The sequence below is a fragment of the Streptomyces coeruleofuscus genome, assembly GCF_039532725.1.
Taxonomy (GTDB): domain Bacteria; phylum Actinomycetota; class Actinomycetes; order Streptomycetales; family Streptomycetaceae; genus Streptomyces; species Streptomyces coeruleofuscus.
The window spans coordinates 250,245-273,104 of record NZ_BAAASE010000008.1; the positions used below are offsets into that span (position 1 = coordinate 250,245).

The window sequence follows — 22,860 nt, forward strand, 5'->3', positions numbered from 1 at the left end:
ATCCCGTCATGACCGACACGCCGAGCCTGCCCGAGGGCTACGAGATCTCCACCGACCCCGCCCGTGTCGACGCCGAGCGGGTCCACCACTGGCTGTCCACCGACGCGTACTGGGCGCTGGGCCGCCCGCGCGACAAGCAGGACCGGGCGATCGAGGGGTCGCTCAACTTCGGCGTGTACGAGACGGCGTCGGGCGAGCAGGTGGCGTACGCCCGGGTCATCACGGACCGGGCGACCTTCGCGTGGCTGTGCGACGTGTACGTCGCCCCGTCGGTGCGTGGCAAGGGTGTCGGCAGCGCGCTCGTCGCGGCCGTACGGGACGAGCTGCGGGAGTACGGGGTGCGGCGGGTCCTGCTCGCCACGCACGACGCGCACGGCGTCTACGAGAAGCTCGGGTTCGCGGCACTGGAGCGGCCCGAGCACTGGATGGCTCTCATCTTCGGCCAGTGAAGGTCGGTGCACCCTGGGTAACTCCTGGGTAACACCTCTTGACCTGCGCACTTGCGGCACCCACCATCGCCGCATGCCACTTCGGGTCACGTTCGTCGCCGCCGCGCGCAGCTCCCCGCTGCTCGCCGAGCGCTTCGAGGACGACCGGCCGCTGGACCAGGCCGGCTGGGGTGAGGTGGAGCGCGTCGCCCACGAGCTGCTGCCGCTGGCCGCGGCCGAACTGCGCTACTGCTCGCCGACCCCGCGCAGCCGTGCGACGGGGGAGGGGCTCGGGTACGCGCCGCTCGTGCAACTCGGCCTGCGGGACTGCGGCATGGGCCGGTGGCGGGGGCTGACCCTGGGCGAGGCGATGGCCCGGGAGCCGGAGGCGGTGGACGCCTGGCTCGCCGACCCGCGCGCCACACCGCACGGCGGTGAGTCGCTGGTGGACTTCATCACCCGCGTCGGCGGCTGGCTGGACACCCGGCCCGTCGAGGACGGCTGCCGGGTCGTGGCGGTCGCCGAGCCGTCCGTGATCCGCGCCGCCCTGGTGTACGCCCTGAAGGCACCGCCCTCGACGTACTGGAACATCGACGTCCGCCCGCTGTCGACGACCTCCGTGACGGGCCGTGCGGGGCGCTGGAACCTGCGCTTCGACGGGGTGTCGGCTCAGGCTTCGCGGGCGTAGCCGGCTCGGACCGGCTCGGGCGTGGCGTGCGCAGCCGGTCCAAACGCCGCGTGCGCAGCCGGTGTCAGACCTCGCGGTCGTAGCCGGTGCGCAGGACGAGGTCCTTGGCCGGACCGCGTACGTGCCACACCGTCCGCCAGTGGTCCGCGTCGCGGACGGTGAACTCGCCACGGTAGAGGTCCGCCGCGCAGGGGTGGTCGGCGACGTGCCGCCCGGATGTCAGGTCCAGGTCGTGGAACGGCCGCCCGTCCGCGAACCGCACGTCCGCCGTGCCGCCCGGGCCCGGCAGGAACCGCAGCGTCCGCTCGGCGGGCCGGGCGACGCCCTGCCAGACGAAGGTGCCGGACTCGTGGTGCAGCAGCCCGCCGTCCTCCTCCGGGGAGAAAACGGTGGTTCCGGAGAACTCCCCCTGCTCGCCGCTCGCGAGATCCCGCACCGACCGGGCCACGCGCCAGCGCCCGGCCAGGTACGCCAGCACGTCCGGCACTGGCCAGAACTCGCCCATCCCTTACCGCTCTCCGTCCCAGCCGTTGCTGCGCGACCCATTGACGCGCATCCGCCTCCTCCCTATCTTGCCGTTCGAAGTGCTGATCAATGTCTGATATTTCGAACACTCCTCTATCAGAGAGCCGCGGAGTATCCATGCCACGCACCGCCCGCACCCGATGGAGAGTCGGCCTCACGGCCACGGCCCTCCTGACGGCAGCAGCCCTCGTACCGGCCCCCGCGCACGCCGAGGACGTCACCGACTACGCGATCACCGTCGACCCGTCCGCCAAGGGCGCGGCGATCGACGACACGATGTACGGCGTCTTCTTCGAGGACATCAACCGGGCCGCCGACGGCGGTCTGTACGCCGAGCTCGTGCAGAACCGCTCCTTCGAGTACTCCACCGCCGACAACGGCTCCTACACGCCCCTGACCTCGTGGGCGGTCGGCGGCACGGCTGAGGTCGTGAACGACTCGGGCCGCCTCAACGAACGCAACCGCAACTACCTCTCCCTGGGCGCCGGTTCCTCCGTGACGAACGCCGGCTACAACACCGGCATCCGGGTCGAGCAGGGCAAGAGGTACGACTTCTCCGTGTGGGCCCGCGCCGAGAGCGGCAGCACGCTCACCGTCTCCCTCAAGGACACGGCGGGCACGCTGGCGACCGCCCGGCAGGTGGCCGTCAAGGGCGGCTGGGCCAAGTACAAGGCCACCTTCACCGCGACCCGCACCAGCAACCGCGGCCGCCTCGCCGTGGCCTCGGCGAACGCCGCCGCGCTCGACGAGATATCGCTCTTCCCGCGCGACACCTACAAGAACCAGCCGAACGGCCTGCGCAAGGACCTCGCCGAGAAGATCGCCGCCCTGAAGCCCGGCTTCGTGCGCTTCCCCGGCGGCTGCCTGGTCAACACCGGCTCCATGGAGGACTACAGCGAGGCCTCGAACTGGCAGCGCAAGCGCAGCTACCAGTGGAAGGACACCATCGGTCCGGTCGAGCAGCGCGCCACCAACGCCAACTTCTGGGGCTACAACCAGAGCTACGGCCTCGGCTACTACGAGTACTTCCGCTTCTCCGAGGACATCGGCGCCATGCCGCTGCCCGTCGTCCCCGCCCTGGTGACCGGCTGCGGCCAGAACAAGGCCACCGACGACGACGCCCTGCTCAAGCGCCACATCCAGGACACCCTCGACCTCATCGAGTTCGCCAACGGCCCGGCGACCTCCAAGTGGGGCAAGGTCCGGGCGCAGATGGGCCACCCCAAGCCCTTCCACCTGACCCACCTCGGGGTCGGCAACGAGGAGAACCTCCCCAGGGAGTTCTTCGCCCGCTTCCAGCAGTTCCGGGCCGCCATCGAGGCCGAGTACCCGGACATCACCGTGATCTCGAACTCGGGCCCGGACGACGCCGGCACGACCTTCGACACCGCCTGGCAGCTCAACCGCGAGGGCGACGTCGACATGGTCGACGAGCACTACTACAACAGCCCGAACTGGTTCCTCCAGAACAACGACCGCTACGACTCCTACGACCGCAAGGGCCCCAAGGTCTTCCTCGGCGAGTACGCCTCCCAGGGCAACGCCTGGAAGAACGGCCTCTCCGAGGCCGCCTTCATGACCGGCCTGGAGCGCAACGCGGACATCGTCAAGCTGGCCTCCTACGCCCCGCTGCTCGCCAACGAGGACTACGTCCAGTGGCGGCCGGACATGATCTGGTTCAACAACCGGGCCTCCTGGAACTCGGCGAACTACGAGGTCCAGAAGCTGTTCATGACCAACGTCGGCGACCGCGTCGTCCCGTCGAAGGCCACGACCACGCCGGACGTCAGCGGCCCGATCACGGGGGCGGTCGGCCTGTCCACGTGGGCGACCAGCGCCGCGTACGACGACGTGAAGGTCACCTCGGCGGACGGCTCGACCCTGCTGAGCGACGACTTCTCCGGTGACGCCTCGAAGTGGACCACCAGCGGCCGGGGCAGCTGGAGCATCCAGGACGGGCAGTACGTCCAGACCGACACCGCCGCCGAGAACACCATGGTCACGGCGGGCGACCCGGCCTGGAAGGACTACGACCTGCATGTGAAGGCCACCAAGAAGTCCGGCAAGGAGGGCTTCCTCGTCGCCTTCGGCGTCAAGGACACCGGCAACTACTACTGGTGGAACCTGGGCGGCTGGAACAACACCCAGTCCGCGATCGAGCAGGCCGTGGACGGCGGCAAGGGCACGCTGATGACGAAGGCCGGGTCGATCGAGACGGGCCGCGCCTACGACATCGACATCAAGGTCCGCGGCCGCCAGGTCACCCTGTTCCTGGACGGCAAGGAGTGGGGCAGCTTCAAGGACGACAAGCCGGCCGAGCCGTTCCGCCAGGTCGTCACCAAGGACGCCAGGACCGGTGACCTGATCGTCAAGGTCGTCAACGCCCAGTCCGCCGAGGCCCGCACGGCCGTAGACCTGGGTGGCGCGAAGGTCGCCTCCACGGCCCGCGTGACCACGCTGGCCGCGGAGGAGGACGCCGTCAACACGGAGACGGACACGCCGGTGACGCCGGTGACGTCCACCTTCCGGGGCGTGGCCGCGAAGTTCACCTACACCTTCCCGGCGAACTCCGTCACCTTCCTGCGGATCAAGCAGAGGTAGCGGGACCCGCGTGGGCCGCCGCCCCCGACGCGGCGGCCCACGACGTGGCGCGTCATCCGTGGCAGAGCCCGTCGCGGGACCCGGTCCCCTTGGCCTGGGCGGGCGTCACGCCGGGACGGGCGGACCGCCACCGGCCGATGTGCTCGATCCGCAGCGCGCCGCGCGCCTCGGCGGGCAACGCGGCGAACACCGCCCGGCCATGTCGCTGTAGTGGGTCGGCGGCCGTCGTCGTGTGGGCGTACCCACTCCTGGGCCGCCGCCGCGTCCTTGTCCTTGCGAGCCGACGCGCCCTCGGCACGCGCCTGCCCGAGGGCACGCGGCCCCTTCACCGAGGAAGCCTCCCCACTTCCTCGAACGGGCGTGCGCCGCATCCGTATGCTCCGGGCATGAGACTCTTTCGGCCGCGCGGCCGGATCAGCGGTGGGCAGTCGAAGCGATCCCCCATGGCCCAGGCCATCGCCCTCTACGAGGCCGGGCGCTATTCCGAGGCGGAGGCCGAGGCCCGCGCCGTGGCCGCGGCCCGGCCCCGGCTGCGCGACGACGTGCACGCACCGCTCGCGCTGGGCATCGCGGCGCTGGCGACGGGCGCCCAGGGCCGCCACGCCGAGGCCGTCACGGCGTACGACGCACTGGTGCCGGTCTTCGGCAGGGTATTCGGCGCCGAACACCCGCAGACCCTGAAACTGCGCTCCGACCGCGCCCAGGAGCTGAGCGCGCTCGCCCGGTACACCGAATGCGAGGCGGAGTGCGCGGCCGTCGCCCAGGCGGCGACCCGCGGCACGGGGCCGGAGATGCCGCGGATAACGGCGGCCGCCCGCAACGGGCTGATCTATGCCCTCAACGCACAGGGCCGCCATCCGGAGGCCGAGACGCTCGCCCGTGAGGCCCTCGCCGCCCATCGCGCACCGGACCGGTTCGGTCTGGTCCTGCGGCTCGGCCTGGCCCGCAGTCTCCAGGGCCAAGCCCGCCACGAGGAGGCTCTCGCCGAGGCGGAGCGCGCCGGCGAACTGCGCCGCGGCCTGCCCGAGGCCCAGCGCCGCCCGGAGGCCGGCGCCGTCGAGCTCGCCCTGGCCACCGCCCTTCAGGGCCTGAGCCGCGGCACCGAGGCCCGCACCCGCGCCGTGGCCGCCCTCGACGCCTGCCTGTCCGCCTTCGGCCCGCACCACTACCGCACCTCCGAGGCCCGGGCACTGCTCGACCGCATCGACAGCGCCTGACAGGACGACTCCGGGATTGCATAAACGTGCAGCGAAACGTATAGTCATGCCCTCTAAGGAGGAGGTTCCATGGCGGTACGTGCGGCAGTGGCCGGAGCGAGTGGATACGCGGGCGGGGAACTGCTGCGTCTGCTCCTGGCGCACCCCGAGGTCGAGATCGGTGCCCTGACCGGCAACTCCAACGCGGGGCAGACGCTCGGTGCGCTCCAGCCGCACCTGCTGCCCCTGGCCGGGCGAGTGCTCCAGGACACCACCCCCGAGGTTCTCGCCGGGCACGACGTCGTGTTCCTCGCGCTGCCCCACGGGCAGTCCGCCGCCGTCGCCGAGAAGCTCGGGCCGGACGTGCTGGTGATCGACATGGGCGCCGACTTCCGACTGACGGACGCCGCCGCCTGGGAGCGGTTCTACGGCTCGCCGCACGCCGGAACCTGGCCCTACGGCCTTCCCGAACTGCCGGGCGCCCGCGCCGCGCTGGAGGGGTCCAAGCGCGTCGCGGTGCCCGGTTGCTACCCCACGGCCGTGTCGCTGGCGCTCTTCCCGGCGTACGCCGCAGGGCTCGCCGAGCCGGAGGCCGTGATCGTCGCCGCGTCCGGCACCTCCGGCGCGGGCAAGGCGCCCAAGCCGCACCTGCTGGGCAGCGAGGTGATGGGCTCGATGTCCCCGTACGGCGTCGGCGGCGGGCACCGGCACACCCCCGAGATCACCCAGAACCTCAGCGTGGCCGCCGGCGGGCCGGTCTCCGTCTCCTTCACGCCGACCCTCGCGCCGATGCCCCGCGGCATCCTCGCCACGTGCAGCGCGAAGGCGACGGACGGAGTCACCGCCGAGTCCCTGCGCGCCGCCTACGAGAAGGCCTTCGCCGACGAGCCCTTCGTGCACCTGCTGCCCGAGGGCCAGTGGCCCGCCACGGCGTCCGTCTACGGTTCGAACGCCGTTCAGGTGCAGGTCGCGTACGACACGGCCGCCGGACGGATCATCGTGATCAGCGCCATCGACAACCTCACCAAGGGCACCGCCGGCGGTGCCGTCCAGAGCATGAACATCGCCCTGGGGCTCGACGAGACCACCGGACTGACGACGATCGGAGTTGCGCCGTGAGTGTGACGGCAGCGAAGGGATTCACGGCGGCGGGCATCGCCGCCGGGATCAAGGAGAACGGCAACCCCGACCTGGCCCTCGTGGTCAACACCGGTCCCCGCCGCGCCGCCGCCGGCGTCTTCACCTCCAACCGCGTGAAGGCCGCACCGGTGCTGTGGTCCGAGCAGGTCGTCAAGAGCGGCCAGGTCTCCGCCGTCGTCCTCAACTCCGGCGGCGCCAACGCCTGCACGGGCCCGAAGGGCTTCCAGGACGCGCACGCGACGGCCGAGAAGGTCGCCGAGGTCCTCGGGCGGGGCGCCGTCGAGGTCGCCGTCTGCTCGACCGGCCTGATCGGCATCCTCCTGCCGATGGACAAGCTGCTCCCGGGTGTGGAGAAGGCAGCCGCTTCTCTGACTGAGCACGGCGGTGAGAAGGCCGCCATCGCCATCAAGACCACCGACACCGTCCACAAGACGTCCGTCGTCACCAAGGACGGCTGGACCGTCGGCGGCATGGCCAAGGGCGCGGGCATGCTCGCCCCCGGCCTCGCCACCATGCTCGTCGTCCTCACCACGGACGCGGCCCTGGACAACGACGTACTCGACAAGGCCTTGCGGGCGGCCACCCGTACGACCTTCGACCGGGTCGACTCCGACGGCTGCATGTCCACCAACGACACCGTGCTGCTGCTCGCCTCCGGCTCGGCCGAAGTCACCCCGGAGTACGAGGAGTTCGCTGAGGCCGTCCGGCAGGTCTGCGACGACCTCGGGCAGCAGCTCATCCGCGACGCCGAGGGCGCCAGCAAGGACATCAAGGTCGAGGTGATCAACGCCGCGACCGAGGACGACGCCGTCGAGGTGGGCCGCTCCATCGCCCGCAACAACCTCCTCAAGTGCGCGATCCACGGCGAGGACCCCAACTGGGGCCGGGTGCTGTCGGCGATCGGCACGACGAGCGCCGCCTTCGAGCCGGACCGGCTCAACGTCGCCATCAACGGCGTCTGGGTGTGCAAGAACGGCGGCGTCGGCGAGGACCGCGACAAGGTCGACATGCGCTACCGCGAGGTGCACATCGTCGCCGACCTCGCCGCCGGTTCCGAGACCGCCACCATCTGGACCAACGACCTCACCGCCGACTACGTCCACGAGAACAGCGCCTACTCCTCATGAGCAGCCCGACGCGGAAACACACCGCCCTCCCCAAGGCCCAGATCCTCATCGAGGCGCTGCCCTGGCTGGTCCGGCACAACGGCAAGACGGTCGTCATCAAGTTCGGCGGCAACGCCATGGTCGACGAGGACCTGAAGGCCGCCTTCGCCCAGGACGTGGTCTTCCTGCACCACGCCGGACTCAAGCCCGTCGTCGTGCACGGCGGGGGCCCGCAGATCAGCGCCGCCCTCGACCAGCACGGCATCGTCAGCGAGTTCAAGGCGGGCCTCAGGGTGACCACCGAGGACGCCATGGACGTCGTACGGATGGTGCTGGCCGGTCAGGTGCAGCGCGAGCTGGTCGGGCTGCTCAACCAGCACGGCCCGCTCGCCGTCGGCCTGACGGGCGAGGACGCGCACACCATCACCGCCACCAAGCACCAGCCCGAGATCGACGGCGAACTCGTCGACATCGGGCGGGTGGGCGAGATCACCGCGATCGACACGGGCGCGATCGAGGCCCTGCTCGCCGACGGCCGCATCCCGGTCGTCTCGTCGATCGCCCGCTCCCAGGACGACGGACATGTCTACAACGTCAATGCTGATACGGCGGCTGCGGCACTCGCTGCTGCACTGGGCGCCGAAACCCTCATGGTCCTCACGGACGTCGAGGGACTCTACGAGGACTGGCCGAACAGCGACGAGGTGATCAGCCGCCTCACCGCCTCCGAGCTGGAGCGGCTGCTGCCGGACCTGTCGTCCGGCATGGTGCCGAAGATGGAGGGCTGCCTGCACGCCGTACGGGGCGGCGTCACCACCGCCCGGGTCATCGACGGCCGGGTGCAGCACTCGATCCTGCTGGAGATCTTCACCGACGAGGGGATCGGCACGATGGTCGTGGCCGACGAGAAGCCCGAGGGACCGGGCGGACAGGGGGAGTCGTGAGCAACCAGGAACTGACCGCGCGGTGGCAGGGCGCGCTCATGAACAACTACGGCACCCCGAGGCTCCCGCTCGTCCGCGGCGAGGGCACCAAGCTCTGGGACGCCGACGGCAAGCAGTACCTGGACTTCGTCGGCGGCATCGCGGTCAACGCGCTCGGCCACGCCCACCCGGCCGTCGTCGAGGCAGTGAGCCGGCAGATCGCCTCCCTCGGACATGTCTCCAACCTGTTCGTCGCCGAGCCGCCGGTCGCGCTCGCCGAACGGCTGCTCCAGCTCTTCGGCCGCGACGGCAAGGTCTATTTCTGCAACTCCGGCGCCGAGGCCAACGAGGGCGCCTTCAAGATCGGCCGGCTCACCGGGCGGACCCACATGGTCGCGACCCAGGGCGGCTTCCACGGCCGCACCATGGGCGCCCTCGCGCTCACCGGCCAGCCCGGCAAGCGGGAACCCTTCCTGCCCATGCCCGGCGACGTCACCCACGTCCCGTACGGCGACGCGCAGGCGCTGGCCGCCGCGGTGACGGACGAGACGGCCCTCGTCGTCATCGAGCCGGTCCAGGGCGAGAACGGGGTCGTGGTCCCGCCCGCCGGCTACCTCAAGGCCGCCCGGGCCATCACCGCCGCCACCGGCGCGCTGCTCGTCCTCGACGAGGTGCAGACCGGCGTCGGCCGGACCGGCCACTGGTTCGAGTACCAGGCCCACGAGGGCGTGCTGCCCGACGTCGTCACCCTCGCCAAGGGCCTCGGCGGCGGACTGCCCCTCGGCGCGACCGTCGCCTTCGGACGCGCCGCCGAACTGCTCCAGCCCGGCCACCACGGCACTACCTTCGGCGGCAACCCCGTCGCCTGCGCCGCCGGGCTCGCCGTCCTCGACACCATCGAGAACGAGGGATTGCTCCAGAACGTCAAGCGGCAGAGCGAGAAGTTGCGGGACGGGATCGAGGCCCTCGGTCACGAGTTGATCGATTTCGTCCGGGGCGCGGGTCTCCTCCTGGGTATCGTGCTCACCGAGCCGCTCGCGCCCCAGGTGCAGCAGGCGGCTCAGGACGCCGGCCTCCTGGTGAACGCGCCCGCTCCCGACGTCGTACGGCTCATGCCGCCGCTGAACATCGGTGACGACGAGGTGGACGCCTTCCTCCGGGCGCTGCCCGGCGTCCTCGACGCAAGCGCAGCCGACGGGGACGGACGAACCGGGGAATGAGACGACGATGAGCCAGGCGCAGGACCACGAGCAGCCGGGGGCGAACGGGCCCGCCGTGCCGCAGACCCGCACCGCACGCCACCGCCGGATCGTGGACATCCTCAACCGGCAGCCCGTGCGGTCGCAGAGCCAGCTGGCGAAGCTGCTCGCCGACGACGGGCTGAGCGTCACGCAGGCAACGCTCTCCCGGGACCTGGACGAGCTGAACGCGGTGAAGATCCGCAACGCCGACGGCGACCTGATCTACGCGGTGCCGAGCGAGGGCGGTTTCCGCACGCCGCGCGCTCCGCTGGGCGGGTCGGCGAAGGAGGAGCGGATGCGGCGGCTCTCGCAGGAGCTGCTGATCTCCGCGGAGGCCTCGGCGAACCTCGTGGTCCTGCGGACTCCTCCGGGGGCCGCGCAGTTCCTGGCCTCGGCGATCGACCAGGCCGAGCTGCACGACATCCTGGGGACGATCGCCGGTGACGACACGTTGCTGTTGATCAGCCGGAACCCTGACGGGGGTCAGGCGCTGGCCGACCATTTGCTGAGGCTGGCGCAGAACGGGCACTGAGCACGCCGTGGGGGTTGCCGGCGGTGGTCGTGTGCGGGTGCGCTGTGGCTGGTCGCGCGGTTCCCCGCGCCCCTGGGGGCATCCGCCTCAGCCGCCGCTCACCCCAGCCGCGCCGCCAACCCCCCAGTGCAGCGCACCTCATCGCCGGCCGTGATCAACAGGGCCTCAACCCCGGGCAGCGACTCCAGCCACGCCAGCCCCTCCCGCGAACCCATCGCGAACGCCGCCGTGGCCCAGCAGTCCGCCCACGTCAGCCGGGGCCCCACCACCGTCACGGCGACCAGATCGGTCACCGCGGAACGCCCGGTCCGCGGGTCGACGATGTGCGCACCCCGCTCCGCGGTCCCGGACGTGGCCACGGCCAGCTCGTCCACTCCGGCCGCGGAGATCACCGCCGCGAGACCTCCCGGCCGCAGAGGATCCGAGATCCCGACCCGCCACGGCCGCTGCGCACCCGGAACGCCGAGCAACTGCACATCGCCGCCTCCGTTGACGCTCACCCCGGTCACGCCGGGCATCGCCGCCAACTGCCGCGCCGCCCGCTCGACCGCCCAGCCCTTCACGATGCCGGTGGGATCGAGGCGGCCCCCGTACGAGGTGCTGAACCAGCCGGCGCTCAGCCGCTCCGCCTCGGCCGCCAGCTCCAGGACCTCGGCGACCTCGGGATCGCACTCACCGACCGTCAGCCGACCGCGTTGCAGCCGGGAGACCTGGCTGTCCTCGCGGTACGTGCTGAACACCTCGTCGACCCGGTGCAGCCCGGCGACGGCCTCGTCCACCGCCGCGCGCACCGCGTCGGGTTCCCCGCCGCGGACGTCGAAGGAGAAGACGGTCCCCATCGTCTCCTCCGCGTGACGTACCGCGGCGGGAGCCTGTGCGGAGTCGGCCACCGTGTCAGCCACCGGCCTGGTCCAGCGCCGACTGGAGGGACTGCTTGTAGCCGGCGCTGGTGTAGGTGGCTCCGGAGACCGCGTCGATCTGCGCGTTCCCGGCCGCGACCGCTGCCTGGTTGAGGCGGGGCACGGAAGTGGAGGTGATCTGGTCGCTGCGGCCGCCCTTGGGGGCCTGGACGGCTTCGGCCTTGGTGATTTTCCCGCCGGCGACGGTGATGCGGACCTGGACCGGGCCGTACTGCGTCTGCGCCACGCTGCCGGTGAGGGTCTGAGTCTGGGCCTGGCCGCCACCGGAGCCGGCCGCCTGGGACGAACCGCCCCCGGAGCCGGCGGCCTGGGAGGAGCCGCCCCCTGCCGGAGCCTTGTCCAGAGCCGACTGGAGCGACTTCTTGTAGCCGGCGCTGGTGTAGGTGGCGCCCGAGACCGCGTCGATCTCCGCGCTCCCCGCCGCGACGGCCGCCTGGTTGAGGCGGGGGACGGAGGTGGAGGTGATCTGGTCGCTGCGGCCGCCCTTGGGGGCCTGGACGGCTTCGGCCTTGGTGATCTTGCCGCCGGCGACGGTGATGCGGACCTGGACCGGGCCGTACTGCGTCTGCGCGACATCGCCGGTCAGGGTCTGGGCGTTGCCCGAGCCCTGCGCGCCGCCGGACGAGGCCTTGGCCTTGTCCAGGGCGGACTGGAGGGACTTCTTGTAACCGGCGCTGGTGTACGTCGCCCCGGACACGGCGTCGATGTCCGCGCTCTGGGCGGCGACCGCCGCCTGGTTGAGGCGGGGCACGGAGCTGGCGGTGATCTGGTCGCTGCGGCCGCCCTTGGGGGCCTGGACCGTCTCGGCCTGAGTGATCTTGCCGCCGCTCATGGTCAGGCGTACCTGCACCGCGCCGTACTGCGTCTGCACCGCGTCACCGGTGACAGCGCCGTTCACGCCGCCCTGCGGGGCCTGCCCTGCCGCCGCGGGCGGGAGCTGACCGCCCGCGGCCTGGGCGGAGCCCGGGTCGGAGGCCGGCTTCAGTGACAGCAGCAGCACGATCCCGGAGACGGTGGCTGCGCCGGCGAGCACGGCACGCCGGACGGGGTGAGACTTCCTCATCGTTTTCCAAGCTCCTGAAGGGCCGTTGATGTCCCGTCGCTCACATCTCGAACGACTCGTGATGGATACGGCGGGCGGGGACTCCCGCGCCGCGCAGTGCCTCGTACACCGACTGCGCGAAGCCGGGCGGCCCGCACATGAAGACGTCGTGGTCGCCGATGTCCGGGATCTTCCGCTGGAGTGACTCCGCGGAGATGTCGGGGCGTTCCCCGTCGGGGCTGTTGACCGCGTACATCAGCCGGGCCCCGCGCTCGTCGGCGATCTTGGCGAGCTCGCTCCACAGGGCCAGGTCCTGGGTGCTGTTGGCCCGGTAGAGCAGCGTGATGTCGCCGGAGGCGCCCGGCAGGGTCTCGAACAGGGCCCGCATCGGGGTGATGCCGACACCGCCCGCGACCAGCAGTACCTTGCCGCGGCTGCGGCGCTGCGCGGTCATCGCGCCGTACGGGCCCTCCGCCCACACCTTGGTGCCGGGCGTGAGCTCGCGCAGCCGGGAGGTGTGGTCACCGATCGCCTTGACGGTGATCCGCAGCATGTCCGGGCGGGGCGCCGCCGACAGGGAGTACGGGTGCGAACTGAAGCGCATGCCGGGCGCCTTGAACCGCCAGCGGAAGAACTGGCCCGCCTCCGCGCCCATCCGGTGCAGCTTGCGCCCGCCGATCAGCACGGACACGATGCCCGGGGTCTCCTCGATGACCGCCTCGACCCGCATCCGGTGCCGCAGGTTCAGGCGGATCGGGGTGAGGATCCGGTACCAGAGGACGAGCGCGGTCACCACGCCGTACAGCCCGTACCAGAAGGTCTTGGCGGCGGGCTCGACGGCGAACTCGTTGCCGGTGGTGATCTGGTGCCAGAACGTCATGTACACCGACGCGTACGTCAGCAGGTGCACGTGGTACCAGGTGTCGTACCCGATCAGACGGCGGACGCCGCCGATCGAGAGGATCCCGATGACGAACAACAAGCCCGTGCCGATGGCGGCCTTGCCCATGTCCGGCAGTTGGTTGACGGAGTCGATCGTCTGCTGGACGACGGCACCGAGCCCCTTGCCCGCCTGGAGGGCGTAGCCCCACATGGTGAGGAAGACGTGGGCGAGGACCAGGCAGAGCGTGTACCGGCCGGTCATGGCGTGCCAGCGGGCGACCCGGTCGGTGCCCACCCGCCGCTCCAGCGCGGGCACCCGTGCCATCTGGAGCACGACGAGCGCCATGAGGTAGCCGGCGAGCAGGCCGGTGATCCGGCCCGCGGCCAGGATCTTGCTCGAGGTGTCCGCGAGGGACGGTGTGTTGTCCCACCACAGCCACAGCACGGCCGCCGCACCCGCCCACAGGGCGATCAGCAGCGGTACGGCCGGGGAGCGGCGCGGGCGGATGCGGCGCATCGTCTGGCGGCGGGCGGCACGGCCGCCTGCGAGCGTGGTGGTCACGGTTCCTCCGTGGGGACTTGACCCTTGGCCCACAGATACGTGCCGGGACACGGGAGTGTTCAGCCGTGCACCGAGTCGTGTGCTTACGGGAGTGACCGGCGGTAACCCGAACAGGTTCCCCAGCGGCCTCCCGGGCCAAGGCCTGTCTGGTGGACAGGCCCTAGGGGGTGTCCGCAAAGTCCCGCCTGCCCCGCGACGCCCGGCACGCTCCCCCACTGCCTTAAGGGCGTGGGAGGTGCCCCCACTCGCCGCACCGGGCGACCACCCGCGTACAACCAGTACGCGGGCGTCCGCCCGGCACTCCCCCAGCCCTCGGCCGGGGGTACCCCCAGAGCACGCACCGAACGCCGCGGGGCCCGCCCTCCGGGCGGACGACGGGACTTTACGGACACGCTTTAGTAGCGGGTGACGGCGGTGGTCCCGCTCGCCGTCCCGACGGCGATGTGCGGGCGCTTCGCCGGGTCGGCCCAGCGGAGGATCGTGCGCATGGCGCGCTTCGGCACGGACACGCAACCGGCCGTCGCCCCACGCCCGTTGACATGGAGGAAGATGCCCGCGCCGCGTCCCCGCACGGGACGCCCGTAGTTGAAGCCGATGACGAGCGCGTGTGCGTACCGCTCGCCGTAGGTGATCAGGTGCTCGGACTCGGAGGCCCGGCAGTCGGCCGCGCGGGGCTCGGTCCAGCGGTTGTAGGAGCGGGAGTCGTTGTCCTGGCACCACCAGGAGTCCCGGTGCACCCGGCGGTACCCGTACGCCGTCCCGCGCGGCGCCGCCTTGATGCCGAAGGCGTACGGCAGGCCGTAGAGGCCCGTGGGTGTCGTGTTCGTGCCCTGCTTGCGCGACGCGCCCTCGGCCAGCCCCTTCACTCCGAAGCGCGCGGGCGCGGAACCCGCCTTCACCCACCGCCCGTCCCTGAGGTCCCACCAGGTGACCGTGCCCCTCGTCGAGGCCGTCCCGGGGGCCACCGCGGTGATCAGCTGGGTGCCGCCGCCGGTGTCCGTCATCCGGGCCGGCAGGGGAGACGAGGGGGCGGGCGGCCCGGCGCCGAGCACGACGAGACAGGAGACGGCGAGGGCGACGGCACCGGGGCGCATGCCTCAGACCGTAGAGGGCGGCAGCGGCAACGGCAGCCCGGGTAGTCCGTCCAGGCTCGTCGCGATGTGCTCCTTCTTGGTGAAGTAGGCACTGAGCGAGGCGTCGTCCTCGCGGGCGAAACGCTTGCCGTGCAGGTCGCGGTCCGTCTCGTACGCCATGAAGGGCACGGCGTAGCCGCAGGTGTCGCGGACGAGTTCGGCTGTGACGACGATGATCGCGCGCAGCCCGTGCTGTGCCGGGTCGATGTCGGGGAAGTGGCCGAGCAGCTCCCCGAAACGGGGGTCGTCCCGGAAGACCGGCTCCCCGCGGCCGTGCACCCGGACGATGTTCGGCGGGCCCTGGAAGGCGCACCACATCAGGGTGATCCGCCCGTTCTCCCGCAGATGGGCGATGGTCTCGGCGTTGGAGCCGGCGAAGTCGAGGTAGGCGACGGTGTGGTCGTCGAGGACCACGAAGGAGCCCTTGAGGCCCTTGGGGGAGAGGTTGACCGTGCCGTCGGCGGACAGGGGAGCGGTGGCGGTGAAGAAGACCGGCTGCGCCTCGATGAACGAGCGGAGCCGGCCTTCTATGCGTTCATAGGTCTTTCCCATGTCTAAAGATTATGGGAGATGACCTTTCGGTTGCCTAAGAAATTGCGGGATCCGGTCACCTCTGCCGGACCCCGCCCCCGGGCGCCTGCCCGTGGCCGCCCCGGCCGGCGCTCACGCGGGGCGGCCACGGCGCCTGTCACCTCACTTGGTGAGCGTGCAGGCGGCCAGGGAGTCGAGACCCGCCGGACGCTCGGCCGTGCGGCCGATGGCGGTGGCGATGCGGTTGATCGCGGCGACGCGCTTGTCCTCCAGCGGGCCGAGGATGGCGTTCTGGACGAAGTTCGGTCCGCCCTGGCCGACGGTGTCGACGAGGCGCTTGTTGGCCTCCTCGATCTGGGTGTTCAGATCGCCGAGGTTGCGGTCGACCTCGGCCTGGGCGGAGGCCGGGACAGCCGGCAGCTGGGAGGCGACGTCCGGGCAGGTGATCGAGCCGGCGCCCGCGTTCCCCGCCTCGCCCGCGCCCGCGTCCTCTCCGGCGCCCGCACCGGCTTCCTCGCCCGCACCCGCTTCGGCGCCCGCGCCGGCCTCGGCACCTGCCCCGGCTTCGGCGCCCGCGCCGGCTTCGGCGCCGGCCTCCTCGCCGGCGCCCGCCTCTCCGCCCGCGGCCTCGCCCGCTCCGGCACCGCCGTCGGCGTTGAGCTGGCAGGCGGCGAAGGCCTCCAGGCCCTCCGGCTTCTCGGCGGCACGTCCGATGGCGGTCTCGATGCGGTTCAGGGCGGCGACGCGCTTGTCCTCCAGCGGGCCGAGGATGGCGTTCTGGACGAAGTTCGGTCCGCCCTGGCCGACGGTGTCGACGAGGCGCTTGTTGGCCTCCTCGATCTGGGTCTGCAGATCGCCGAGATTGCGGTCGACCTCGGCCTGCGCCGAGGCGGGGATGTCCGGCAGCTCGCCGGTGACGTCCGGGCACGTGATCGTGCCGGGACCCGCCAGCGTCCGGGCGTTCGTCGCGCCGCTGTCCGGCGTCTCCCCGGCGAGGGCGAAGCCGGCGATCACCGTGCCGGACAGTGCCACCGCGGCGGCGCCGCCGATGAAGCCGACGCGACGCTTGTTGTACTTCGGAAGAGCCCTGGACATGCGGATGCCTCACTAGGGGTCGGGGGTGTCGTCGGTGTTTCAAAACGCGGCGCCTGCGTTCGGCGAGAGGTACGAGTAAGCGGTTTCGCGCGTTCAAAGGATCTTCAAATTCATCTCGGCATGGCCGGAATCAGGCCCTCGATCCGAGGTGCATTGACGAATCATGCGGAGGTCTGCATAATCATGCAGGCCAGTGTTCGCAGTATGAGGGGAAGAACCCGTGACCGAGCGCGTCGTACTCGCCTACTCAGGCGGTCTTGACACCTCCGTCGCCATCGGCTGGATCGCCGAGGAGACGGGCGCCGAGGTCATCGCGGTCGCGGTGGACGTCGGCCAGGGCGGCGAGGACCTGGACGTCATCCGCAAGCGCGCCCTCGCGTGCGGCGCGGTGGAGGCCGAAGTGGCCGACGCCAGGGACGAGTTCGCCGAGGAGTACTGCCTCCCGGCGATCAAGGCCAACGCCCTCTACATGGACCGCTATCCGCTGGTCTCCGCCCTGTCCCGGCCGGCGATCGTCAAGCACCTCGTCGCCGCCGCCCGCAAGCACGGCGCCACGACCGTCGCCCACGGCTGCACCGGCAAGGGCAACGACCAGGTCCGCTTCGAGGCCGGCATCGCCGCCCTCGCCCCCGGCCTCAAGTGCATCGCCCCGGTCCGCGACTACGCCATGACCCGCGACAAGGCCATCGCCTTCTGCGAGGACAAGGGCCTGCCGATCGCGACCACCAAGAAGTCGCCGTACTCCATCGACCAGAACGTTTTCGGCCGCGCCATCGAGACCGGCTTCCTCGAGGACATCTGGAACGCGCCGATCGAGGACATCTACGAGTACACGCAGGATCCGGCCGTCGCCCGCGAGCCCGACGAGGTGGTCATCTCCTTCAAGGAGGGCGCCCCGGTCGCCGTCGACGGCAGGCCCGTCACCGTGCTCCAGGCCGTCCAGCAGCTCAACGAACGCGCCGGAGCCCAGGGCATCGGCCGGATCGACATGGTCGAGGACCGGCTCGTCGGCATCAAGTCGCGTGAGGTGTACGAGGCTCCGGGCGCGATCGCCCTGATCACCGCCCACCAGGAGCTGGAGAACGTCACCGTCGAGCGCGAGCTCGCCCGCTACAAGCGGGGCGTCGAACAGCGCTGGAGCGAGCTGGTCTACGACGGCCTGTGGTTCTCCCCGCTCAAGCGCGCCCTGGACGGCTTCGTCAACGAGGCGAACCAGTACGTCACCGGCGACATCCGGATGACCCTCCATGGCGGCCGCGCGGTCGTCACCGGCCGGCGCTCCGAGCAGTCGCTGTACGACTTCAACCTCGCGACCTACGACACGGGCGACACCTTCGACCAGTCCGCCGCCAAGGGCTTCATCGACATCTACTGCCTGTCGTCGAAGATCGCGGCACAGCGTCACCTGCGGGCGTAGCCCGACGGGAACCCGGCGCGGGCATATAAAGGTCTGCGTCACATCCACACCTCTCTAGGAGCAACGCAAGTGAGCAGCAACAGCGGTGACGTACGGCTCTGGGGCGGCCGTTTCGCCGACGGTCCCGCCGAGGCCCTGGCCAAGCTGTCCGCGTCCGTCCACTTCGACTGGCGGCTCGCGCCGTACGACATCGCCGGTTCACGTGCGCACGCGCGCGTGCTCCACAAGGCGGGCCTGCTCACCGAGGACGAGCTGACCCGGATGATCGCCGGGCTCGACCGGCTGGAGGCGGACGTCGCCGACGGCTCCTTCGTGGGCACCATCGCCGACGAGGACGTGCACACCGCCCTGGAGCGCGGCCTGCTGGAGCGGCTCGGCCCCGACCTCGGCGGCAAGCTGCGCGCCGGCCGCTCCCGCAACGACCAGGTCGCGACCCTCTTCCGCATGTACCTGCGCGACCACGCCCGCGTCATCGGCGGCCTGATCGCCGAGCTCCAGGACGCGCTGATCGGCCTCGCGGAGGCCCACCCGGACGTGGCGATGCCCGGTCGTACGCACCTCCAGCACGCCCAGCCGGTCCTGTTCGCGCACCACGTCCTCGCCCACGTGCAGTCCCTGTCCCGGGACGCGGAGCGGCTGCGCCAGTGGGACGCCCGCACGGCGGTCTCGCCCTACGGCTCGGGCGCGCTGGCGGGCTCCTCCCTGGGCCTGGACCCGGAGGCGGTGGCGAAGGACCTCGGCTTTGAGCACGGCAGCTCGGGCAACTCCATCGACGGCACGGCTTCCCGGGACTTCGTCGCCGAGTTCGCGTTCATCACGGCGATGATCGGCGTCAACCTCTCCCGGATCGCCGAGGAGGTCATCCTCTGGAACACGAAGGAGTTCTCCTTCGTGACCCTGCACGACGCGTTCTCCACGGGCTCGTCGATCATGCCGCAGAAGAAGAACCCGGACATCGCCGAGCTGGCGCGCGGCAAGTCCGGCCGCCTGATCGGCAACCTCACGGGCCTGCTGGCCACGCTCAAGGCCCTCCCGCTCGCGTACAACCGCGATCTCCAGGAGGACAAGGAGCCGGTCTTCGACTCCATCGACCAGCTGGAGATCCTGCTCCCCGCCTTCACCGGCATGATGGCCACGCTCACGGTCCACCGCGAGCGCATGGAGGAACTGGCCCCCGCCGGCTTCTCCCTCGCCACGGACATCGCCGAATGGCTGGTCAAGCAGGGCGTACCGTTCCGGGTCGCCCACGAGGTGGCCGGTGAGTGCGTGAAGGTCGCCGAGGCCGAGGGCAAGGAACTGGACGAGCTGACGGACGAGCAGTTCGCGAAGATCTCGTCCCACCTGACTCCCGAGGTCCGCACGGTCCTGAACGTCCCCGGAGCCTTGGCCTCCCGCAACGGCAGGGGCGGTACGGCCCCGAGCGCGGTCGCAATCCAGCTGGCAGAGGTGAAGGCGGACGTGACGGCTCAGCACGAGTGGGCTACGGCCAAGAAGAAGAGCTAAGGGGAGCGGACCCAAGGGGCGCGGGGAACTGCGCGACAAGCCACAGGCGACCCGCATCCGCCACAACACAGCACGCCCCGAGCTTCTGAGGCGAAGGTCATCGGGGGGTTACGTTGGTCATCAGCAGCCGACCGAACGGAGCCCGCGATGCCCTTCGCCCGCCTGGCCTCAGCAACGACCCCCACATGCCACATCGGCCTGGGCCTCGCCGCCGTCGGACGCCCCGGCTACATCAACCTCGGCCGGGACGAAGACCTGGGAGAAGACCGCAGCGTCGAGACGCTGCGCACCCGCACCCACGAACTCCTCGACGCCGCCTACGCCCAAGGCGTCCGCTACTTCGACGCCGCCCGCTCCTACGGCCGATCGGAGGAGTTCCTCGCCGACTGGCTGAACACAAGGCCCGGCCTCGACGACATCGTCGTCGGCAGCAAGTGGGGCTACACCTACACCGCCGACTGGTCCACCGACGCCGAGACGCACGAGGTCAAGGACCACACGCTGCCCACCTATGAACGGCAGCGCGCCGAAACCGACGCCCTGCTCGGCGACCGGCTCGACCTCTACCAGATCCACTCGGTGACCCCGGACAGCCCGGCCCTCACCGACAAGGAACTCCACGCGAAGCTCGCTGAAGCCGCCGCCCAGGGACTCACCATCGGCTTCTCCACCAGCGGTCCCGCCCAGGCGGACGCGATCCGCGCCGCCCTCGCCGTGACGGTCGACGGCGACCCCCTCTTCCGTACCGTCCAGTCGACGTACAACGCGCTGGAGACCTCCGCCGCACCCGCCCTCGCCGAGGCCCACGACGCCGGGCTCACGGTGATCGTCAAGGAGGGCATGGCCAACGGGCGGCTCGCGGGGCCGCACGCGCCGGACGTCCTGAAGGGGATCGCCGAGGAGTCCGGGCTGGGGTGCGACGCCGTCGCCCTGGCGGTGATCCTCCGGCAGCCCTGGGCCGGCGTCGTCCTCTCCGGCGCGGCCACCACCACCCAGCTCGCCTCCAACCTGCACGCGGCGGTCGTCGACCTCGACGACCACCAGCTGACCCGCCTCGCCGCGCTGGCCGAGGACCCGAGGGCGTACTGGGAGCGGCGCGGGCAGCTGCCCTGGCACTGATCACCACCTCTCCGTCAACCGACAGCCGTGATTCACGCATGCCCCGCGTGAGACATTGATGTCTCATATGGAGTATGGTTGTCTCATGGCTGTCGATCCCGACCACGTGCTGCGCAGCGCCGCGGCCCTGCTGACCCACAAAGCCACCGCGACCATGGACGAGGTCGCCAAGGCCGCCGGGATCAGCCGCGCCACGCTGCACCGCCACTTCGCCGGGCGTGACGCCCTCGTCCGCGCGCTGGAATCGCTGGGCATCGCGGAGTGCGAGGCCGCGCTGGACGCCGCCCGGCTCGACGAGGGCACGGCCAGCGAGGCCGTCCGCCGGCTGGTCGGGGCCATCGAGCCCGCCGCCGGACTCCTCGGGTTCCTCTACACCGAGAACCAGCTCTTCGAGGGCGAGGAGCAGAACCCGGGCTGGACCCTGATCGACGACCGGATCTCCGCCCTGTTCCGGCGCGGCCAGCTCGGCGGCGAGTTCCGCATCGACCTCACGCCGGCCTGGCTCACCGAGGCGCTCTACGGCCTGCTGGCCTCCGGCGCCTGGATGGTGCAGAGCGGCAAGGGCGCCCCCAAGGACTTCCAGCACATGATCGTCGAGCTGCTGCTCGGCGGCGCACTACGGAGAGAGGAATCATGACCAGCACCTTGCAGCCGGCTGAGACGGCCGAGGCGGTGAAGCGCCCGGGCCGCTGGCTCGCGCTCGGCGTCCTCGTCCTCGCCGTGCTGCTGGTGGCCGTCGACGCGACCGTCCTCGGTCTCGCGACCCCCTACATCAGCGAGGACCTGAAGCCCTCCGGCACGCAGCTGCTGTGGATCGGCGACGTCTACTCGTTCGTCATCGCCGGTCTGCTCGTCTCCATGGGCAGCCTCGGCGACCGTATCGGCCGCAAGCGGATCCTGCTGGTCGGTGCCACGGCGTTCGGCGCGATATCCGTGTTCAACGCCTACGCCACGACACCGGAGATGCTGATCGTGGCGCGGGCGCTGCTCGGCGTCGCCGGCGCGACCCTGATGCCGGCCACGCTCGCCCTGATCCGCAACCTCTTCCACGACCCGCGCGAACGCAGCTTCGCCGTCGGCATCTGGGGCGCCACCGCCTCCGCGGGCACGGCCGTCGGCCCGATCGTCGGCGGGTTCCTGCTGGAGCACTTCTGGTGGGGCTCGGTCTTCCTGATCAATCTGCCCGTGATGGCCGTCCTGGTCCTCGTCGGCGTCAAGCTGCTGCCCGAGTCGCGCACCGCGAACCCCGGTCCCTGGGACCTGGCCAGTGTCGTGCTGTCGCTGGTCGGCATGGTCGGTGTCGTGTACGCGATCAAGGAGGCCGCCACGCACGGCTTCGCGTGGAGCACCCTGGCCGCGGGCCTGCTGGGCGTGGCCGCCCTCTACGGGTTCGTACGCCGCCAGCTCACGCTTCCGGCCCCGCTGCTGGACATGCGGCTGTTCCGCAACCGCGGCTTCAGCGGCGCGGTGCTGGCCGACCTGCTGACCATCCTCGGTCTGTCCGGGCTGGTGTTCTTCCTCTCCCAGTACCTGCAACTCGTCCAGGGCAGGCGCCCGTTCGAGGCGGGCCTGGCGGAACTGCCCGCCGCGATCGGCGCGGTGGTGGCCGGTCTGGTCGCGGGGCGCGCGGCCCGGCGCTTCTCGGTGCGGGCCGTCGTCTCCGGGGGGCTCGCGGCGATCGGCCTCGCCCTGGCCGCGCTCACGGTGATCGACCAGTCCACCGGCTACCCGCTGCTCGGGGCCGCGCTGCTGGTGGTCGGCGTCGGAGCCGGTTTCTCGTTCACCGTGACCGCCGACGTGATCCTCTCCGGCGTGCCCAAGGAGCAGGCGGGTTCGGCGTCCGCCGTGTCCGAGACGGCGTACGAACTCGGCGCGGCCCTCGGCATCGCCGTGCTCGGCTCCATCGTGACCGGCGTCTACCGCGACTTCACCGGCCCGGCGGGCACTCCGGCCGCGGCGCACGAGTCCTTGGGCGGCGCGGTCGAGGCGGCCGCGGGCATGCCCGCGCACACCGCCGAGGCCATGCTGGACGCGGCCCGCACGTCCTTCGTCGACGGCCTGGCCCTCGCGGCGGGCGTCGGGGCGGCGGTCCTGCTGGCGGCGGCGGTGGCGGCGTGGTTCCTGCTGCGGGGGCAGCGGCTGGAGAGCGGGGCGGAACACTCCTAGGCGTATGGCCCGGGCCTGCCACCACCCCTGCTCAGCCCCGTCTTTAAGCCCGTTTTCGCCCTCGCCTGATGGTCTTGGCTCCGTACCCGACGTCGTTCCCCACGGCCGAA

At 71.3% G+C, this 22,860-nt stretch carries 22 protein-coding genes; 14 read left to right on the forward strand and 8 right to left on the reverse strand.

Annotated elements, in window-relative coordinates:
- Positions 1-8: 8 nt before the first annotated feature.
- Together ABFX81_RS29680 and ABFX81_RS29685 are read left to right on the forward strand one after the other, a co-directional pair.
- Positions 9-449, forward strand: a complete 441-nt coding sequence (locus ABFX81_RS29680; protein WP_086848525.1) for a GNAT family N-acetyltransferase — start codon at positions 9-11, stop codon at positions 447-449.
- Positions 450-522: 73 nt separating this feature from the next.
- Positions 523-1,116 (forward strand): histidine phosphatase family protein, encoded by a 594-nt coding sequence (locus ABFX81_RS29685; protein ID WP_086848505.1) that lies wholly within the window; start codon positions 523-525, stop codon positions 1,114-1,116.
- A gap of 64 nt (positions 1,117-1,180) precedes the next feature.
- Here the strand turns inward: ABFX81_RS29685 and ABFX81_RS29690 are convergent, their stop codons facing one another.
- Entirely contained in the window at positions 1,181-1,621 is a 441-nt protein-coding gene (locus ABFX81_RS29690; RefSeq protein WP_086848507.1) for a DUF6314 family protein, read from the reverse strand.
- Positions 1,622-1,758: 137 nt separating this feature from the next.
- On the opposite strand from ABFX81_RS29690, the gene ABFX81_RS29695 reads away from it, so the two are divergent.
- On the forward strand, positions 1,759-4,242 hold the full coding sequence (locus ABFX81_RS29695; protein ID WP_086848509.1) for an alpha-L-arabinofuranosidase C-terminal domain-containing protein: 2,484 nt from the start codon (positions 1,759-1,761) through the stop codon (positions 4,240-4,242).
- Positions 4,243-4,294: 52 nt separating this feature from the next.
- Here ABFX81_RS29695 and ABFX81_RS29700 read toward each other — a convergent pair whose 3' ends face one another.
- Positions 4,295-4,432: a hypothetical protein gene (locus ABFX81_RS29700; protein WP_346138912.1), complete on the reverse strand. Its 138-nt coding sequence runs from the start codon at positions 4,430-4,432 to the stop codon at positions 4,295-4,297.
- Positions 4,433-4,628: 196 nt separating this feature from the next.
- Here ABFX81_RS29700 and ABFX81_RS29705 point away from each other — a divergent pair, with 196 nt between their 5' ends.
- From ABFX81_RS29705 to ABFX81_RS29730, 6 genes are all read left to right on the forward strand, one after another.
- Entirely contained in the window at positions 4,629-5,459 is an 831-nt protein-coding gene (locus ABFX81_RS29705; RefSeq protein ID WP_086848511.1) for a tetratricopeptide repeat protein, read from the forward strand.
- Between the two features lie 69 nt (positions 5,460-5,528).
- Positions 5,529-6,557 carry an N-acetyl-gamma-glutamyl-phosphate reductase gene (argC, locus tag ABFX81_RS29710; RefSeq protein ID WP_086848513.1) on the forward strand — a complete coding sequence of 343 codons (1,029 nt, stop codon included), beginning with the start codon at positions 5,529-5,531 and terminating at the stop codon, positions 6,555-6,557.
- Positions 6,554-7,705 carry a bifunctional glutamate N-acetyltransferase/amino-acid acetyltransferase ArgJ gene (argJ, locus tag ABFX81_RS29715; RefSeq protein ID WP_086848515.1) on the forward strand — a complete coding sequence of 384 codons (1,152 nt, stop codon included), beginning with the start codon at positions 6,554-6,556 and terminating at the stop codon, positions 7,703-7,705. The genes argC and argJ overlap by 4 nt, the downstream gene beginning before the upstream one ends.
- Positions 7,702-8,628 (forward strand): acetylglutamate kinase, encoded by a 927-nt coding sequence (gene argB, locus ABFX81_RS29720; RefSeq protein ID WP_086848517.1) that lies wholly within the window; start codon positions 7,702-7,704, stop codon positions 8,626-8,628. Before argJ ends, argB begins: the two co-directional genes overlap by 4 nt.
- Complete coding sequence (locus tag ABFX81_RS29725) at positions 8,625-9,827, forward strand: acetylornithine transaminase (protein ID WP_086848519.1); 1,203 nt, start codon at positions 8,625-8,627, stop codon at positions 9,825-9,827. The genes argB and ABFX81_RS29725 overlap by 4 nt, the downstream gene beginning before the upstream one ends.
- 7 nt (positions 9,828-9,834) lie before the next feature.
- A complete protein-coding gene (locus ABFX81_RS29730) occupies positions 9,835-10,380 on the forward strand; it encodes an arginine repressor (RefSeq protein ID WP_086561825.1) in 546 nt (181 codons plus the stop codon).
- A 98-nt stretch (positions 10,381-10,478) separates the two neighbouring features.
- Here the strand turns inward: ABFX81_RS29730 and ABFX81_RS29735 are convergent, their stop codons facing one another.
- The 6 genes from ABFX81_RS29735 to ABFX81_RS29760 form a co-directional block, all read right to left on the reverse strand.
- Entirely contained in the window at positions 10,479-11,282 is an 804-nt protein-coding gene (locus tag ABFX81_RS29735; protein WP_346138913.1) for an FAD:protein FMN transferase, read from the reverse strand.
- On the reverse strand, positions 11,275-12,363 hold the full coding sequence (locus tag ABFX81_RS29740; protein WP_086848521.1) for an FMN-binding protein: 1,089 nt from the start codon (positions 12,361-12,363) through the stop codon (positions 11,275-11,277). The genes ABFX81_RS29735 and ABFX81_RS29740 overlap by 8 nt, the downstream gene beginning before the upstream one ends.
- 40 nt (positions 12,364-12,403) lie before the next feature.
- A complete protein-coding gene (locus ABFX81_RS29745) occupies positions 12,404-13,786 on the reverse strand; it encodes a ferredoxin reductase family protein (RefSeq protein ID WP_346138914.1) in 1,383 nt (460 codons plus the stop codon).
- A 395-nt stretch (positions 13,787-14,181) separates the two neighbouring features.
- Positions 14,182-14,880 carry a L,D-transpeptidase family protein gene (locus ABFX81_RS29750; protein ID WP_346138915.1) on the reverse strand — a complete coding sequence of 233 codons (699 nt, stop codon included), beginning with the start codon at positions 14,878-14,880 and terminating at the stop codon, positions 14,182-14,184.
- A gap of 3 nt (positions 14,881-14,883) precedes the next feature.
- Complete coding sequence (locus ABFX81_RS29755) at positions 14,884-15,471, reverse strand: pyridoxamine 5'-phosphate oxidase family protein (RefSeq protein WP_086854069.1); 588 nt, start codon at positions 15,469-15,471, stop codon at positions 14,884-14,886.
- A gap of 141 nt (positions 15,472-15,612) precedes the next feature.
- The gene (locus ABFX81_RS29760) at positions 15,613-16,545 is read right to left on the reverse strand and encodes a hypothetical protein (RefSeq protein ID WP_086854068.1); all 933 of its coding nucleotides are present in this window, start codon (positions 16,543-16,545) and stop codon (positions 15,613-15,615) included.
- Positions 16,546-16,765: 220 nt separating this feature from the next.
- On the opposite strand from ABFX81_RS29760, the gene ABFX81_RS29765 reads away from it, so the two are divergent.
- The 5 genes from ABFX81_RS29765 (at position 16,766) to ABFX81_RS29785 (ending at position 22,750) form a co-directional block, all read left to right on the forward strand.
- Entirely contained in the window at positions 16,766-17,962 is a 1,197-nt protein-coding gene (locus ABFX81_RS29765) for an argininosuccinate synthase (protein ID WP_086854067.1), read from the forward strand.
- A gap of 69 nt (positions 17,963-18,031) precedes the next feature.
- Positions 18,032-19,465, forward strand: coding sequence for an argininosuccinate lyase (argH, locus tag ABFX81_RS29770; protein ID WP_086854066.1), 1,434 nt, complete (start codon positions 18,032-18,034; stop codon positions 19,463-19,465).
- Between the two features lie 147 nt (positions 19,466-19,612).
- Positions 19,613-20,584, forward strand: a complete 972-nt coding sequence (locus ABFX81_RS29775) for an aldo/keto reductase (RefSeq protein WP_086854065.1) — start codon at positions 19,613-19,615, stop codon at positions 20,582-20,584.
- Positions 20,585-20,669: 85 nt separating this feature from the next.
- The gene (locus ABFX81_RS29780; protein WP_346138916.1) at positions 20,670-21,221 is read left to right on the forward strand and encodes a TetR/AcrR family transcriptional regulator; all 552 of its coding nucleotides are present in this window, start codon (positions 20,670-20,672) and stop codon (positions 21,219-21,221) included.
- Positions 21,218-22,750 (forward strand): MFS transporter, encoded by a 1,533-nt coding sequence (locus ABFX81_RS29785; RefSeq protein WP_346138917.1) that lies wholly within the window; start codon positions 21,218-21,220, stop codon positions 22,748-22,750. The genes ABFX81_RS29780 and ABFX81_RS29785 overlap by 4 nt, the downstream gene beginning before the upstream one ends.
- Positions 22,751-22,860: the final 110 nt, after the last annotated feature.